15 protein-coding genes are annotated in these 14,051 nt (G+C 30.7%); 12 read left to right on the top strand and 3 right to left on the bottom strand.

Going from position 1 to position 14,051, the window contains the following annotated elements; genetic code table 11:
- Positions 1–7: 7 nt before the first annotated feature.
- Positions 8–1,162, bottom strand: coding sequence for a glycerate kinase (locus HMPREF3241_RS08870; RefSeq protein ID WP_002499884.1), 1,155 nt, complete (start codon positions 1,160–1,162; stop codon positions 8–10).
- Positions 1,163–1,446: 284 nt separating this feature from the next.
- On the opposite strand from HMPREF3241_RS08870, the gene HMPREF3241_RS08865 reads away from it, so the two are divergent.
- From HMPREF3241_RS08865 to HMPREF3241_RS08850, 4 genes are all read left to right on the top strand, one after another.
- Entirely contained in the window at positions 1,447–2,919 is a 1,473-nt protein-coding gene (locus HMPREF3241_RS08865) for a hypothetical protein (protein WP_002499883.1), read from the top strand.
- Positions 2,920–2,939: 20 nt separating this feature from the next.
- Positions 2,940–3,326: a GtrA family protein gene (locus HMPREF3241_RS08860; RefSeq protein WP_002495945.1), complete on the top strand. Its 387-nt coding sequence runs from the start codon at positions 2,940–2,942 to the stop codon at positions 3,324–3,326.
- A gap of 289 nt (positions 3,327–3,615) precedes the next feature.
- Positions 3,616–4,497, top strand: coding sequence for a cation diffusion facilitator family transporter (locus tag HMPREF3241_RS08855; RefSeq protein ID WP_002490647.1), 882 nt, complete (start codon positions 3,616–3,618; stop codon positions 4,495–4,497).
- Positions 4,498–4,770: 273 nt separating this feature from the next.
- Entirely contained in the window at positions 4,771–5,457 is a 687-nt protein-coding gene (locus HMPREF3241_RS08850; protein WP_002447182.1) for a 2,3-diphosphoglycerate-dependent phosphoglycerate mutase, read from the top strand.
- Between the two features lie 185 nt (positions 5,458–5,642).
- On the opposite strand, the gene HMPREF3241_RS12390 is transcribed toward HMPREF3241_RS08850, so the two are convergent.
- Entirely contained in the window at positions 5,643–5,747 is a 105-nt protein-coding gene (locus HMPREF3241_RS12390) for a putative metal homeostasis protein (RefSeq protein WP_002438284.1), read from the bottom strand.
- Positions 5,748–5,963: 216 nt separating this feature from the next.
- Between HMPREF3241_RS12390 and HMPREF3241_RS08845 the strand changes: the two genes are divergently transcribed.
- Genes HMPREF3241_RS08845 through HMPREF3241_RS08835 form a run of 3 tightly spaced genes read left to right on the top strand, consistent with a single transcriptional unit; the run spans position 5,964 to position 8,180 of the window.
- Positions 5,964–6,752, top strand: coding sequence for a transporter substrate-binding domain-containing protein (locus tag HMPREF3241_RS08845; RefSeq protein WP_002447183.1), 789 nt, complete (start codon positions 5,964–5,966; stop codon positions 6,750–6,752).
- On the top strand, positions 6,733–7,452 hold the full coding sequence (locus HMPREF3241_RS08840) for an amino acid ABC transporter permease (protein WP_002447184.1): 720 nt from the start codon (positions 6,733–6,735) through the stop codon (positions 7,450–7,452). The genes HMPREF3241_RS08845 and HMPREF3241_RS08840 overlap by 20 nt, the downstream gene beginning before the upstream one ends.
- Positions 7,449–8,180 carry an amino acid ABC transporter ATP-binding protein gene (locus HMPREF3241_RS08835; protein ID WP_002447185.1) on the top strand — a complete coding sequence of 244 codons (732 nt, stop codon included), beginning with the start codon at positions 7,449–7,451 and terminating at the stop codon, positions 8,178–8,180. The genes HMPREF3241_RS08840 and HMPREF3241_RS08835 overlap by 4 nt, the downstream gene beginning before the upstream one ends.
- A 170-nt stretch (positions 8,181–8,350) precedes the next feature.
- Here the strand turns inward: HMPREF3241_RS08835 and HMPREF3241_RS08830 are convergent, their stop codons facing one another.
- Positions 8,351–9,598, bottom strand: coding sequence for an aminoacyltransferase (locus HMPREF3241_RS08830; RefSeq protein ID WP_002447186.1), 1,248 nt, complete (start codon positions 9,596–9,598; stop codon positions 8,351–8,353).
- Positions 9,599–9,958: 360 nt separating this feature from the next.
- On the opposite strand from HMPREF3241_RS08830, the gene HMPREF3241_RS08825 reads away from it, so the two are divergent.
- From HMPREF3241_RS08825 to HMPREF3241_RS08805, 5 genes are all read left to right on the top strand, one after another.
- On the top strand, positions 9,959–10,321 hold the full coding sequence (locus HMPREF3241_RS08825) for a DUF4467 domain-containing protein (protein WP_002447187.1): 363 nt from the start codon (positions 9,959–9,961) through the stop codon (positions 10,319–10,321).
- Between the two features lie 23 nt (positions 10,322–10,344).
- Entirely contained in the window at positions 10,345–10,941 is a 597-nt protein-coding gene (locus tag HMPREF3241_RS08820; protein WP_070853606.1) for a DsbA family protein, read from the top strand.
- 278 nt (positions 10,942–11,219) lie between these two features.
- Complete coding sequence (locus HMPREF3241_RS08815; RefSeq protein ID WP_002447189.1) at positions 11,220–11,690, top strand: SRPBCC family protein; 471 nt, start codon at positions 11,220–11,222, stop codon at positions 11,688–11,690.
- Positions 11,691–11,924: 234 nt separating this feature from the next.
- Entirely contained in the window at positions 11,925–12,746 is an 822-nt protein-coding gene (locus HMPREF3241_RS08810) for a formate/nitrite transporter family protein (protein ID WP_070846118.1), read from the top strand.
- A 441-nt stretch (positions 12,747–13,187) separates the two neighbouring features.
- Positions 13,188–13,724, top strand: a complete 537-nt coding sequence (locus HMPREF3241_RS08805) for a GNAT family N-acetyltransferase (RefSeq protein ID WP_070846120.1) — start codon at positions 13,188–13,190, stop codon at positions 13,722–13,724.
- Positions 13,725–14,051: the final 327 nt, after the last annotated feature.

Here is a 14,051-nt window from a genome sequence, read left to right as displayed (position 1 = left end):
ATTATACTCAATCATTTTTTATTTTTAATTGTAAAAGTCGTGCGATATTTGCTGTTGTATGTTTAATATGAATTTCGGCTTCTTTCAAAGCTTCGTCAATGTGACATGGACGTTCCATGATACTAAACACGCTATCGATACCGTGGTGATAAATTGCTTCGTAATCTTTTCCTAGACTACCACAAATAGCAATGACGGGTATATCATATGATTTTGCAACTTTGGCTACGCCAATAGGTGTTTTGCCATAGATTGTTTGTTTATCCATTTTACCTTCGCCAGTAACAACTAAATTCGCATCTTTTATTCTTTGTTTAAATTGAGTCTCTTCAAGAACTACATCAATTCCAGGACGTAATTCAGCGTTTAGAAACGCAATTAATGCTGTTCCCATACCTCCTGCAGCACCAGCGCCTGGGATATCTTTTACATTCACATTTAATTCTCTTTCAATTTTATCATGATAGTGACGTAATGCTGAATCCAACTTTGGTATCATCTTTTGCTGAGCACCTTTTTGTGGACCATAAACTATTGTTGCTCCATTATCTCCTAATAATGGATTAGTTACATCACAGGCTACTTTAATATTCACATTTTTCAATCGTGGGTTTATACGAGTAATATCAATGTATTCTATTTGAGATAGGGCTAAACCTCCATCGCGAATTTCTTGATTGTTTTTATCTTTAAAAGAGACACCTAAAGCCTTTAACATTCCTACACCGCCATCATTCGTAGCACTTCCTCCTATTCCTAAAATAATTTTATTAACACCGTGATTAAGTGCATCATTAATGAGTTGGCCGGTACCGTACGAAGTTGTAATAGATGGATTTCTTTCATCTTTACTCAATAATGCTAGTCCTGAAGCAGCTGCCATTTCAATGATTGCTGTACGGTGTTCATCGCTTCTCGCATAACTTGCCATGATATTTCTATTAAGTGGATCTTTTACTTCTACACAATAAGAGGTAGCATTTAAGGCTTCTTTCAATACTTCGGTAGTTCCTTCGCCACCATCAGCCATAGGAATAATGTCATATATTGTACTAGAATCGAACACCTCTTGGAATCCTTCTTTAATAGCTAAAGCAGCTTCCTTCGCTGACATACTTTCTTTAAAAGAATCAGGTGCAATGATAACTTTATATGGTGACATTTATATCACTTCCTAAACAATTGGTTTATATTTATTCTATCCAAAAATGAAATTAAACTAAAGAAATCTTGATAATTAAAATGGAAATCATACGTGAATTGTATAATAATAAGAATATAAAATTGGTGATGAGCAATATGTATATATTAATATGATTATAGCTTCAATAAATGCCTATATAATTTGAGCAGATAACTGAATGAATCACATAAAAAAGAGAATAAACATGATAATCGTTTAAATATTAGTTTTGAATTACATCATGAAGAACAGAGAGGTCAACAATGAATTACTTAAAACAATATGAATCATTTTTTTGGTTAATAGGAATTTTTATTTTTTATCTTATAATGGCAATTTTAACGCCATTATCAACTACGGATTGGCATGCATATAAAGTTAATCTAAGCCAATATTTGACTCAAGAAAATGGTCGTTATTTAGGACATTTATTTGAATGGGTAGCCGTACATAATGTCATATTAAGAGCTTTGATATATGCGATAACTTCGTTTTTAGTTATTTATTTAGTTGTTTATATGGTTCAATTACATACGAATCGTATTTATTTTATTTTGAGTTTCGTGTTTATGGTTACTGTGCCTAATACAATATATAGCGAAACTTACGGGTGGTTTACTGGATTTTTTAGTTATATACCTGCTACAGTCCTATCACTTTTTATTCTTTTTACGGTAGTTAAAATAATTGAGTCGCACGATACAGTTTCTGAAATGCAATTATGGGTATTTTTATTAGTAAGTTTGTTTGGACAATTCTTCTTGGAGAATGTTTCTATTGCTAATAGCCTAATTATTTTAATAGGATTGGTAGTCTATTTCTTTGTTAAAAAAAGACTCAGTTATTTCTTAATTGTAGGATTGATGCTTAGTTGTATAGGTAATATTATAATGTTTTTAAACTTTAATTATTTTTTAATTAAGGATGGATTAAATACGCATTATTCAATTTCCGATAGTCAGGGAATGATACATAAAGCAGGTGTGACGTTATTTAAGCTGGTACCACAATATATGTTTATTAATCAAATGATTATTCTTACTGTGATATCAATAGTAAGTATAGTTTTACTTAAGCAAAATAAAAGCCTGAAGCATATGAGAACTTATATTAAAATACCACTACTCTTAGGTTTAATTATTTTACCTGTTTATAAGATCTTTGTTTACAATCAATTTCATTTTGAATTATATAAATCATCAATTTCTATAGCTGTTTTGAATACAACGATTTGCTTTCTTTACATGATGAGTGTGATATACGTTGTGTTTAAAACGATACAGCAAAGATACATAAAAATGATTGCGATAGGAAGTTTTATAGCTATGGCTTCATCTGTTTTGCCACTTTTATTTGTGACGCCTATAAGTTATAGAAATTTTTATTTTATTTATACTTTATGGATTGTGATATTACTTTGTTTAATTCAGCAATGTGATGTGCTATTTAAACAACTAGAATATATAATTAAAATATTTGCGATTATCATCAGCATTATTATGATGATTGGATTTTCTTTTATACATATTAGTAGTGTGCACAGAATAGACGTCATTAAAGAACAAATAACACAACATCAACGACATCAGAAAATAACATTGGAAAGATTACCATTTGAGCGATATACTCATATGACTACACCAAAGTCAAAGGAACAACTTCAAGATTTCAAACACTATTATAATTTGCCCAAAGACATCACATTTAAAATAGTCCCATATGGTACAAAACAATAACTGTTCAAAGGGGAAATATGATGAAGTTAACCCGAATACATTATGAAATTATAAAATTTATCATAGTTGGTGGAATTAATACCTTTAACTACTATATAGCATATTTATTTTTGTTAAAGGTGTTACATGTGAATTATATGGTTAGTCACATTGTTGGATTTATTGTAAGTTTTATTATTTCATATTATTTAAATTGTTATTTTGTATATAAAGTAAAACCTACAATAGAAAAGTTTTTAAGATTTCCTATCACACAGATAGTCAATATGGGAATGCAAACGTTATTATTATATATATTCGTAAAGTGGTTGAATATCGCTTCAGAAATTGCACCTTTTGCGGGTCTAATCATTACAATCCCAGTGACATTTATACTTTCCAAGTGGTTACTTAGAGATAAAGTTTAATGTATTCACAAGCACTATTTTTTCCTTTAAGATGAATTGAATTTCTTTTTCAAATATTTACCTTTTCTTATTTAGAAAAAATTAATGTATATAAGTCTTTACATATATATATATGTACAAGGCTTATTTTTAAATGAATAAATAAGTAACTGAAGGAAAGTAATTTTTAGGCATATCTAATGAAATTATTAGATGAGGAATATAAAAAATGTAGAAATAAAAAAACGTTGTCATTGTGGAACTGATAATTCATACTAATATTAGCAAAAAATAAAGGTGGTAAGTGAAGGTGACTCAAAATGAAAATTTGAAGTTAGCGCAACGAGGTGCATATCTTAGTTTAGTCATCTATATTATACTTTCAATTGCTAAATATATGACTGGATATGTTTATGATTCGGCGGCAGTTAGAGCAGATGCTTTAAATAACATGACAGACATTTTAGTTTCAGTAGCAGTTATCGTCGGACTTAAAATCTCTATTAAACCTGCTGATCAAAACCACCCATATGGGCACTTAAAATCTGAAAATATTTCCACGTTGTTAGTATCATTCATTATCATGTTTGTGGGAATACAAGTTATCATAGAAAACTTTCCGAGATTGTTTACACATGATACACATATTCCTAACTTTATTACTATTATTATAAGTATAATCAGTGGTCTTGTGATGTTATGTGTCTTTGCTATTAATTATCGATTATCTAAAAGAACGAAAAGTAGCTCATTAAAATCAGCAGCTAAAGATAATTTATCTGATAGTTTAGTGAGTATTGGCACTGCCATTGGTCTATTGTTCACACAAATTGGATTTCCAATTATCGATATTATATTGGCAAATATTTTAGGTTTATTAATCGTGTTTACAGGTTTTGGAATTTTTAAAGAGTCGATTTTTACGCTAAGTGATGGTTTCAATGAACAAGATTTAGAGGAATACAGACTAGACATATTAGAAGTTGAAGATGTAATTGATGTTAATAATATTAAAGGTAGATATCATGGGAGTAGTATCTTTATTGATGTGACCATTGTAGTAGATCCTTATCTTTCACTTTATGAAGCGCATCAGATTTGTGATAAAGTTGAAATTCATTTACATAGTAAAGGAATTTCGTCTGTATATGTACATCCAGAACCCTATACTACAAAAGACGAAGTAAAATAAAATATATAAGTAGTCAATCATTACCTGACCATTAGGTAGTGGTTGGCTTTTTTATTTTAAACCAGAATCATTACCTGGAAATTACTAAAATAGCCATATTATCATTTGGGAAATTAAGAATTATAGTTATATAATAAAAGTAAGGGTAGAAAAAAAGAAACAATTTATTACTAGTGCTATTTTAATGGAATTACTACATTGATTGATATTTAAATAGATTTGTAGTTAATTCATTGTAACTACATTTAGATTATAGAAAGGAAGTTTTGATTTATGCCACAATTAATACTATGTCGACACGGACAAAGTGAATGGAATGCCAAAAATTTATTTACAGGTTGGGCCGATGTCAAACTATCAAAACAAGGCATTGAAGAGGCGAAATCAGCTGGTAAAAAAATTTACGACAATCAAATTGAAATTGATATTGCTTTTACCTCTTTACTCACTAGAGCTTTAGAAACAACACAACATATTTTAGCAGGTTCTGACCAACAGTGGATTCCAGTCCATAAAAGTTGGCGTTTAAATGAACGACATTATGGTGGTTTACAAGGTTTAAACAAAGATGATGCGAGAAAAAAATGGGGAGAAGATCAGGTGCATCAATGGAGACGCTCATATGATGTCCGTCCGCCTAGAGAAAGTGAAGAACAACGAGAAGCATATTTAAAAAATCGTCGCTATCAACATATTGATCACCGTATGATGCCTTATTGTGAAAGTTTGAAAGATACATTAGAACGCGTTGTTCCGTTCTGGACTGATCATATTTCACAACACTTATTAGATGATAAAACTGTACTTGTTTCGGCCCACGGAAATTCCATTCGCGCATTAATTAAGTATTTAGAAGGTTTATCAGAAGAAGATATCGTTGGATATGAAATTAAAACAGGAGCACCACTAGTATATGAACTTACAGATGATTTAGTTGTTAAGGATAAATATTATTTATAACAAGATGTATATAGTTTAGAACATTTTCATATCATAATAAATAAACCATTCAATGGTCAGTATTGATTTCATTGAATGGCTTATTTTTTGTGTGAAGTGATATTTAAAACAATTAAATGATAGATAAACTTGTGAAACCTAAGTTATTGAGTGGATTAAATTAAAATAATTGACGATTGTCACATTTATTTCGAACGTTGATGCTGTTTTATTATTTTTAAAGCACGTTTTCGTGTTTTGATGTTAGGACTATTGAGGTTGCGTCTTGCTGTTTGTAAATTCTGTTTCATTTTATCTTCCTCCTTGTATAACACTATTATGAAAGAAATTAAGTTATTTGTAAATAGTAATTATTACGATTTGTATATACCATTTAAACTAATAGTTTATAGAGTTTGAACTTTCTGAACACTTGTTAGCAAGTAACTCTTTATTGACTATTATGTAATAACGGGATAAAATATTTTTATTCCGATTAGAATAATAAGAATAAGGGGTTTGATTAAATGAAAAGACTTTTACTTTGCATTGTTGCACTTGTTTTTGTTTTAGCAGCCTGTGGCAACAATTCATCTAACAATAAAGATAATCAATCAAGCAGTAAAGACAAGGATACGTTAAGAGTTGGTACTGAAGGTACATATGCGCCCTTTACTTACCATAATAAAAAAGATCAATTAACAGGTTATGATATTGATGTGATTAAAGCCGTTGCAAAAGAAGAGAATCTTAAACTTAAGTTTAATGAAACGTCATGGGATTCAATGTTTGCAGGGTTAGATGCTGGTCGTTTTGATGTTATTGCAAATCAAGTGGGTGTGAATAAAGATAGAGAGAAAAAATATAAATTCTCTGAACCTTACACATATTCAAGTGCTGTACTTGTTGTTCGTGAAAACGAAAAAGGTATTACATCATTCAATGATGTAAAAGGTAAAAAGTTAGCACAAACGTTTACGTCTAACTATGGTCAATTGGCTAAAGATAAGGGTGCAGACATTACTAAGGTAGATGGATTTAACCAATCAATGGACTTACTATTATCTAAACGCGTAGATGGTACATTTAACGACAGTTTGTCTTACTTAGATTACAGAAAACAAAAGCCTAACGCGAAAATTAAAGCAATCAAAGGACATGCAGAACAAAATAAATCAGCATTTGCATTCTCTAAGAAGGTTGATGAAAAAACGATTGAGAAATTTAATAAAGGCCTAGAAAAAATTAGAGATAATGGTGAATTAGCTAAAATTGGTAAGAAATGGTTTGGTCAAGATGTTTCTAAACCTGAATAATGAACAACAACATGCATTAGATGCAGCCAAACAAGCATTTGGTCCAATGTTAGAGGGATTGGTGAAATACTCAATCCCTATTACTTTGGTCACTTTCATTCTAGGTTTAATCATTGCATTGTTTACTGCACTTATGCGTATATCAACCAGTAAATTACTTAGAGGTATTGCGCGTGTCTATGTATCAATTATTCGTGGTACACCTATGATTGTACAGTTATTTATTATTTTCTACGGTATACCGGAGCTTGGAAGATTGGTAACTAACAATGCTGATAATCAATGGACACTTGCACCTGTTGTTGCTGCAGTCATTGGTTTATCTTTAAATGTTGGTGCTTATGCTTCTGAAATTATCCGAGGAGGTATATTGTCTATTCCTAAAGGGCAAACAGAAGCGGCTTATTCGATAGGTATGAACTATAGACAAACTGTGCAACGTATTATCTTACCACAAGCCATTCGTGTATCTATACCAGCACTAGGAAACACATTTTTAAGTTTAATTAAAGATACATCATTACTTGGATTTATTCTTGTTGCAGAAATGTTTAGAAAGGCACAAGAAGTTGCTTCGACAACGTATGAGTATCTAACTATTTATTTGTTAGTAGCTTTAATGTATTGGGTTGTATGTTTTGTCATCTCAATTATCCAAGGATGGTATGAATCACGCATTGAAAGAGGGTATCGCTCATGATTGAATTGTCTCATATCCATAAGTCTTTTAATGAAACTGAAGTGATTAAAGGTATTGACTTGAAAATTAATCAAGGTGAAGTTGTGACACTAATTGGACGTTCAGGTTCAGGTAAAACGACTTTACTTAGAATGATTAATGCTTTAGAGATACCTACTGAAGGTACAGTATATGTCAATGGCATGACATATACTGCTAAAGATAAGAAATCTCAAATTAAAGTAAGACAACAATCAGGAATGGTTTTTCAAAATTATAATTTATTTCCACATAAATCTGCATTAGAAAACGTTATGGAAGGTCTTATAACAGTTAAAAAGATGAATAAAGCAACGGCTAATGAAGAAGCAATGAATTTATTGGCTAAGGTTGGATTGGTACATGTTAAAGATCAACGGCCACATGCTTTATCAGGAGGGCAACAACAACGTGTCGCAATTGCACGTGCATTAGCTATGAATCCTAAAGTGATGTTATTTGATGAGCCAACATCTGCACTTGATCCTGAATTGGTCAATGATGTATTAAAAGTCATTAAAGAATTGGCTGACGAAGGGATGACAATGGTCATTGTGACTCACGAGATGCGTTTTGCCAAAGAAGTTTCCAATCAAATTGCTTTTATTCATGAGGGCGTCATTGCAGAACAAGGTACGCCTGAAGATATATTTAATCACCCCAAAACAGAAGAGCTTCAGCGATTTTTAAATGTGATTAATGAAAAATAGAATAGTAATATTATAGAAATGGAGCCTGAGACATTAATTGCAATGTCTCAGGCTCCTTTGAGTGTATAGAAAGTCAATGACTTAAACTCGTGTGCATTGATATTTAGTTTTTTATCTAGGTTGGAGGAATCGAATTGATTAGAATTCGATTCCTATTTGCTAATTAATAATTATCTACGGTTTTCTAACTCTTGTTTAACTTTATAAAACAGTGGTTTAATTGGTTTAATAAAATCACCAATATATTCATAAATTTTAGCGTTAAATCCTTCTTTAAATTTTTGAACGCCAGCATCTTCGGCATTTTCACTAAAGTCTCCGGTAACACCGTAGAAATTATATCTATCGATATTATGTTCTTTTGCAAATTGAATCATATCCCATTGTAATCGATATGCTCCCATATAAGCATTATATTTAGGATTAGAGCCACTTGATAAGTAATACACTTCGTGATCATTATATATATATAATGCTGCAGCAAGATGAAGAACTTGACCTTCTTCTGCTATTTTCTCTTTAGTTTGTCTGATTTTACGCGCATTACTATCGAATTGTTGCTTGACTTGTGTATGTTTCGTTTTATTTTTCTTAGAATTTGGATTTTCTTCTAATGTTTTTTCAACATCTTTTAGTTGTTGATTAAGGTTTTGATGTTTAGTTTGCAACGTATCTAAATAATCTTGTAAATCGATGTAAGCAAGTTTTAACATAGCATGATCTTCATACGTTTTTTGCATCTCAACAAAATAAGGCTCTTCACGGAATTTAAAGCCATGTTTTTCTTCAGCCATTTTGAATAATTCAAAAAATGTATCTGTTTCTTCAATGGGTAATGTTTTAACTTTAACACCCATTTCATAAGTCTTTTTAATATTTCGACGTGTTTGGTAATCCATTTCTTTTAATAATTGATCTTCAGATTTATCTTTAAGGTTAAGTACTGATAACCAGCGGATTTGGCTCATTGTATCATAACCTACAGTGTATCCTTGGTGTTTATAGCCTAATTCTTCCATTGTTTTAATCAATGCGCGATTATCAAAGGATTCAATGATTTCTCCATTAGGTTGACGTAAATTTTCTAATACATAAGGGTCAACGAGTACATATAAACAATTGTGTTTTTTTAAATAAGCAGTAAGTGATTTAAAAAAGAAGCGAACTAAAACTAAATTGTTAAAGTCCATGACTGGTCCTCTATGTGTGTAGAAATACTTAAAGAATTTTAGAGAACGTGCCTCTGTTAATAAGCACGCAGCAATGACATCTTCTTGATCATCTTTAACTCCCACTAAATGTACGTCACCTTTTGTTTTCGATCTATTATTATAATGTATACTGGATTGTGTGTAATGCGAGAAATTTTCTGAAGTAAATTGCTCGAATTCTTCAGAAGTTAAATTTACAAATTTCATTATATTTCTTCACCTCTAAGTCAATTTCCATGTTTTATCGTCATGATATATATTACCAAACCCTAAACATCCTTACACATCATAACATAAAAAATTGTGTCATACTTTCGTATGAGGCCGTTTTATTTAAAAGAGAATAGATTTAAAAAGTAAGAGGTATAAAAAAATAAGTTAATGAAGATCGTACCTCTAAAGAGAATGTGATAAAATTTAAGTTGAAAGAATTGCTTAGATTAAATAACATGCTAATTGTAAACGTAGAGCTAAAGATATATTGACATTGTTTGATATGTTAAGTGTAAAAAGAGATTAATTTGAAGTTCTATGACATAGATATAGATAGCGTGAGTAGGAGTGAGTATGTTGAGGAAGTTATTAGTCGGGGTTAGTGTACTAACTTTATTATTAGCAGGTTGCATGAGCCACGAGTACGCAGACAAAATAGATAAAGCGGTTAAACTACAAGAGAAAAAGCAACAAAAAATTGCCAAAAACGATTCAGGTGATGAAGTTAAACATTTTGATAAAAAAGATGCCAATATTTATGTGTTTGACAAAGGAAAATATGTTGTATTGGAGTATAAACCACTTAGTGATGATGCTGAAGCGCGTTACTATACTTATGAATTTAAAGATAAAAAAGCATATTATAATAAAGACTTTAATGCAAAAGCATACTACCAATCTCATGAGCCTGACTACAAAGAAGAGAATATGTATTAATCGTTTTAGGAAAAGGAGAAACGATGAAAAAATTAATCGGATTATTGATGATTTTATGTATGGTTTTGCTATACAGTTGCTCAGGTCCAATGGACTCTCCAAAGCATTCTAATAATAGCAAACCTGTAGTGGTAATATACGGTGATTATAAGTGCCCTTATTGTAAAAAAACTGAAGATCGCGTAATGCCAAAGCTTAAAAAGAAGTATATTGATACAAACAAAATTAAATATCAATATGTGAATTTGGCATTCTTAGGAAAAGATTCAATTGTAGGTTCAAGAGCGCAGCATGCGGTAAATCATTATGCTCCCGAGAAGTCAATTGAATTTCAGAAGTTAATGTTTAATCAACAAAAAGATGAACATAAGCAATGGATTACAACACGTCTTGTTGATAAGCAAATTGATGAATTAAGTATCAGTGATGACACAAAGAAAAAAATAAAGACTGATTATAAAACTAAAGGTTCCATCTCGTGGAAAAAAGCCAAGGAAGATCAACAAATTGCGAAAAAAAATCACATCAAGCAAACACCTACAGCGTTTGTTAATGATACCAAGGTTGAAGATCCATATGACTTTTCTAACTACGAGATGTTGCTAGAAAACGAAAAGTGAAAGTATCTGTAATATTAGTTAATATATTAATCTTTATTTATTTAAAATGCCTGAGACTAATCATTGTCTCGGGTGTTTTTTAATTTTGACAGTCGCTTGCTAATCAAAAACGGGCGTGTATTAATCATATTTAATTTGTTTTTAGCAACAAGAACTACAAATTAAGCGTGATGTTTTCCTGAATTTTCTTCGATATTTTAGAATTAATGAAATTATCTTAAGCGTATTATTTTTGTTAATATAGAGGCAATTGATTTTTTAAAATGTGAGGTACATATATGACGATAGAAAAAAAGAAAAATAAGATTATTTTTACTAGAACTTTTAGTGCACCAATTAATAAGGTATTTGATGCTTATACAAAGCGGGAACTATTTGAACAATGGTTTCATCCTCAAGACGCATCTGTCACAGTTTATAATTTTAATGCTACGAAAGGTGGAAGCGCTTTTTATGCTATTCAAGCGCCTCAGATGACAAGTTATACTATTGCTGAATATCTGCAAGTGGATGCACCATATTATATAGAGTATTTAGACTATTTTGCTACCTCAAAAGGGGAAAAAGACACAAGTATGCCTGGTATGCATATTACTTTGAATTTTGAAGAAGTAAAAGGAAAGACTACTGTAACATCTACATCGACTTTTCCAACTGAAGGTGCTGCCCAGCAAGCGATAGATATGGGTGTAGAACAAGGTATGAATTCAACTCTTAATCAGTTAGAGAAATTACTAAATCAAAAGTGACATACATCTCGATCGTATACCTAACCAAAGAAACGTGAAAAAATTTGAGTAAATCGTTACACTTTGATGAAATGTCATAAAGTTTTCAGTTATATTGTTTAATTATTGAAAATGCTATGTATATAAACTTTTTTTAAAATTTCTATATCCTATAAATAAAATTTAATATACACATATGTCATTCTTACTTATATAATAAGTGTGAGAATAATAATGTGGATAGGATGAGAAGACATGTTCAAGAACAACAAAAGTATTGAAGATACTTATGCAACAAAATCTATTATTCAGAATATCGTTGGTCAGGCACAAATCAAACAAGTGATGGCAAAAGAAACACCCATGAGATATACGTTGAAAGCAATCATGGCTGGGTTTCTATTATCAATCGTTACAGTTTTTATGTTAGCAATTAAAACACAATTCGCTTCAACGCATAACGACGGTTTAATCAATCTGATGGGAGCTATTGCGTTTAGTTTAGGTCTCGTATTAGTTGTGTTAACCAACTCTGAATTATTAACAAGTAATTTTATGTATCTGACTGTTGGTTGGTATTATAGAGCAATTAGTGTAAGTAAAATGATATGGATTTTTATTTTCTGTTTTATAGGTAATATCTTAGGTGGATTTATTTTATTTTTCCTAATGAAATATGCACATGTTATGACGCCAGAAATGACAGATAGCTTAACAGCATTAGTACATAAAAAAACAGTAGAATCGACTTGGTTAAACATTTTGATTAAAGGTATATTTTGTAATTTCTTTATTAATATCGGTATTTTTATTTCAATGCAGTTTAAAGAAGGATTAGCCAAAGCATTCTTTATAGCTTGTGGAGTGATAGTCTTTGTATTTATGGGTTATGAACACGTTGTTTTTAATGCTGGATTATATGCAGGTATGATGTTCTTTAATATGGATGGATTATCTTGGTTGGGTGTGCTGAAAAATATTGTTTTTGCATTCCTTGGAAACTATATCGGTGGAGGCATTTTTATTGGATTAGTGTATGCATATTTGAACGGTAAACGTGACAGCCTTCAACCATAGGGGACTATTAAGTAATTGAGATTTAATCACTAGTTTTTATCATATTGACATCTTCAAGTGTGATAGAAATGGATGTCTTGCTTCATGTTGAAAGTGTTTAAATTATAAAGTATCATTGCATCATTGAAGTGATATATAGATTAGAGAGATGAAATCTCGAAATAGAGAAGATGAGTGAGGCTTTAGTTCTGTAGTTACGTTGCCCTACTTCAAACTCGAAATCTATTTTAGATTTTAAAAATAAAGTTATTATATTTAGAATTCTGTCTTATGCTTCTATACGTTTATAAACCTGGGATATTTACAGATATTCCAGGTTTTTTTATCAGTAATAGAATCTTGACACTTTATAAAAATGATAATAAACATTTATTGACTCGCACTTATAAAAAATTTAATCTATTGTTCATGTGGATGTTCAGTACTTAAGGAGTGAAAAATATGTCGAATATTAATATTAGGGTGGCACATGAACAAGATGCTGAAGAATTACATAGCATCATGCAAGTTGCTTTTACCCCTTTAAGAGAACTTGGTATTGATTGGCCATCAGTTCACGCTGATCTTGAAATGGTTAGGGATAATTTAAGACAAAATACTACATTTGTACTTGAAAATGAAAAAGAAATTATTTCAACGATTACGGTCTGTTATTCATGGAGTAGTGTAAAACCCATTTCAGGTTATCCGTTCGTTTGGTGGTTTGCAACACGACCAACATATGATGGACAAGGGTATGGGAGTCAACTTTTAAAATGTGTAGAGGAGAGCTTTTTACGCGATACTTTAAAAGCTGCTGCGGTAACCTTAGGAACATCAGCACGTTTGCACCCTTGGTTATTAAACATTTATGAAAAGCGGGGTTATGAAATATACGCTAAACATGAAAATGATGATGGTGATTTAGGAGTCATAATGCGTAAAATTTTAATACCAGAACAATTTAATGAGGACATTTTAGGCCGACCGCCATTTTAGAAATATTTTTGTGTTCTAGAATGATAACTTAATGAAATAGAATTCTAATGTCTTAGTGATCCTAATTGTATTATTTGTACAATACTTGATAACAATCTATAGAGTTTGGGGCATAAAGTTATTTGACTAACAAAAAGAGGCTGGAACATAAAGTTCCAAGATAAATAAAAAAAGACAATTTCTATTGAAATAATATAGAAATTGTCTTTTTTTTATTATTTTTTTATTTGATTTTGATTTGAAGTTCATACATTGTTGTTTTAGAGGACATTCTGAACCATCATCACATTCATATTAATTTAAAGTCTCGTTTAAAACTATATTTAT

The sequence above is a fragment of the Staphylococcus sp. HMSC34G04 genome, assembly GCF_001838765.1.
Taxonomy (GTDB): Bacteria; Bacillota; Bacilli; order Staphylococcales; family Staphylococcaceae; genus Staphylococcus; species Staphylococcus epidermidis.
Note: the sequence above shows the minus strand (reverse complement) of the source record. Positions and strands in the feature narration are given on the sequence as shown.

Bases quoted from the DNA above. Each gene is read 5' to 3' on its own strand.
- HMPREF3241_RS08870 (WP_002499884.1), bottom strand. From the start codon at position 1,162: ATGTCACCATATAAAGTTATCATTGCACCTGATTCTTTTAAAGAAAGT.
- HMPREF3241_RS08865 (WP_002499883.1), top strand. From the start codon at position 1,447: ATGAATTACTTAAAACAATATGAATCATTTTTTTGGTTAATAGGAATT.
- HMPREF3241_RS08860 (WP_002495945.1), top strand. From the start codon at position 2,940: ATGAAGTTAACCCGAATACATTATGAAATTATAAAATTTATCATAGTT.
- HMPREF3241_RS08850 (WP_002447182.1), top strand. From the start codon at position 4,771: ATGCCACAATTAATACTATGTCGACACGGACAAAGTGAATGGAATGCC.
- HMPREF3241_RS12390 (WP_002438284.1), bottom strand. From the start codon at position 5,747: ATGAAACAGAATTTACAAACAGCAAGACGCAACCTCAATAGTCCTAAC.
- HMPREF3241_RS08845 (WP_002447183.1), top strand. From the start codon at position 5,964: ATGAAAAGACTTTTACTTTGCATTGTTGCACTTGTTTTTGTTTTAGCA.
- HMPREF3241_RS08840 (WP_002447184.1), top strand. From the start codon at position 6,733: ATGTTTCTAAACCTGAATAATGAACAACAACATGCATTAGATGCAGCC.
- HMPREF3241_RS08835 (WP_002447185.1), top strand. From the start codon at position 7,449: ATGATTGAATTGTCTCATATCCATAAGTCTTTTAATGAAACTGAAGTG.
- HMPREF3241_RS08830 (WP_002447186.1), bottom strand. From the start codon at position 9,598: ATGAAATTTGTAAATTTAACTTCTGAAGAATTCGAGCAATTTACTTCA.
- HMPREF3241_RS08825 (WP_002447187.1), top strand. From the start codon at position 9,959: ATGTTGAGGAAGTTATTAGTCGGGGTTAGTGTACTAACTTTATTATTA.
- HMPREF3241_RS08820 (WP_070853606.1), top strand. From the start codon at position 10,345: ATGAAAAAATTAATCGGATTATTGATGATTTTATGTATGGTTTTGCTA.
- HMPREF3241_RS08815 (WP_002447189.1), top strand. From the start codon at position 11,220: ATGACGATAGAAAAAAAGAAAAATAAGATTATTTTTACTAGAACTTTT.
- HMPREF3241_RS08810 (WP_070846118.1), top strand. From the start codon at position 11,925: ATGTTCAAGAACAACAAAAGTATTGAAGATACTTATGCAACAAAATCT.
- HMPREF3241_RS08805 (WP_070846120.1), top strand. From the start codon at position 13,188: ATGTCGAATATTAATATTAGGGTGGCACATGAACAAGATGCTGAAGAA.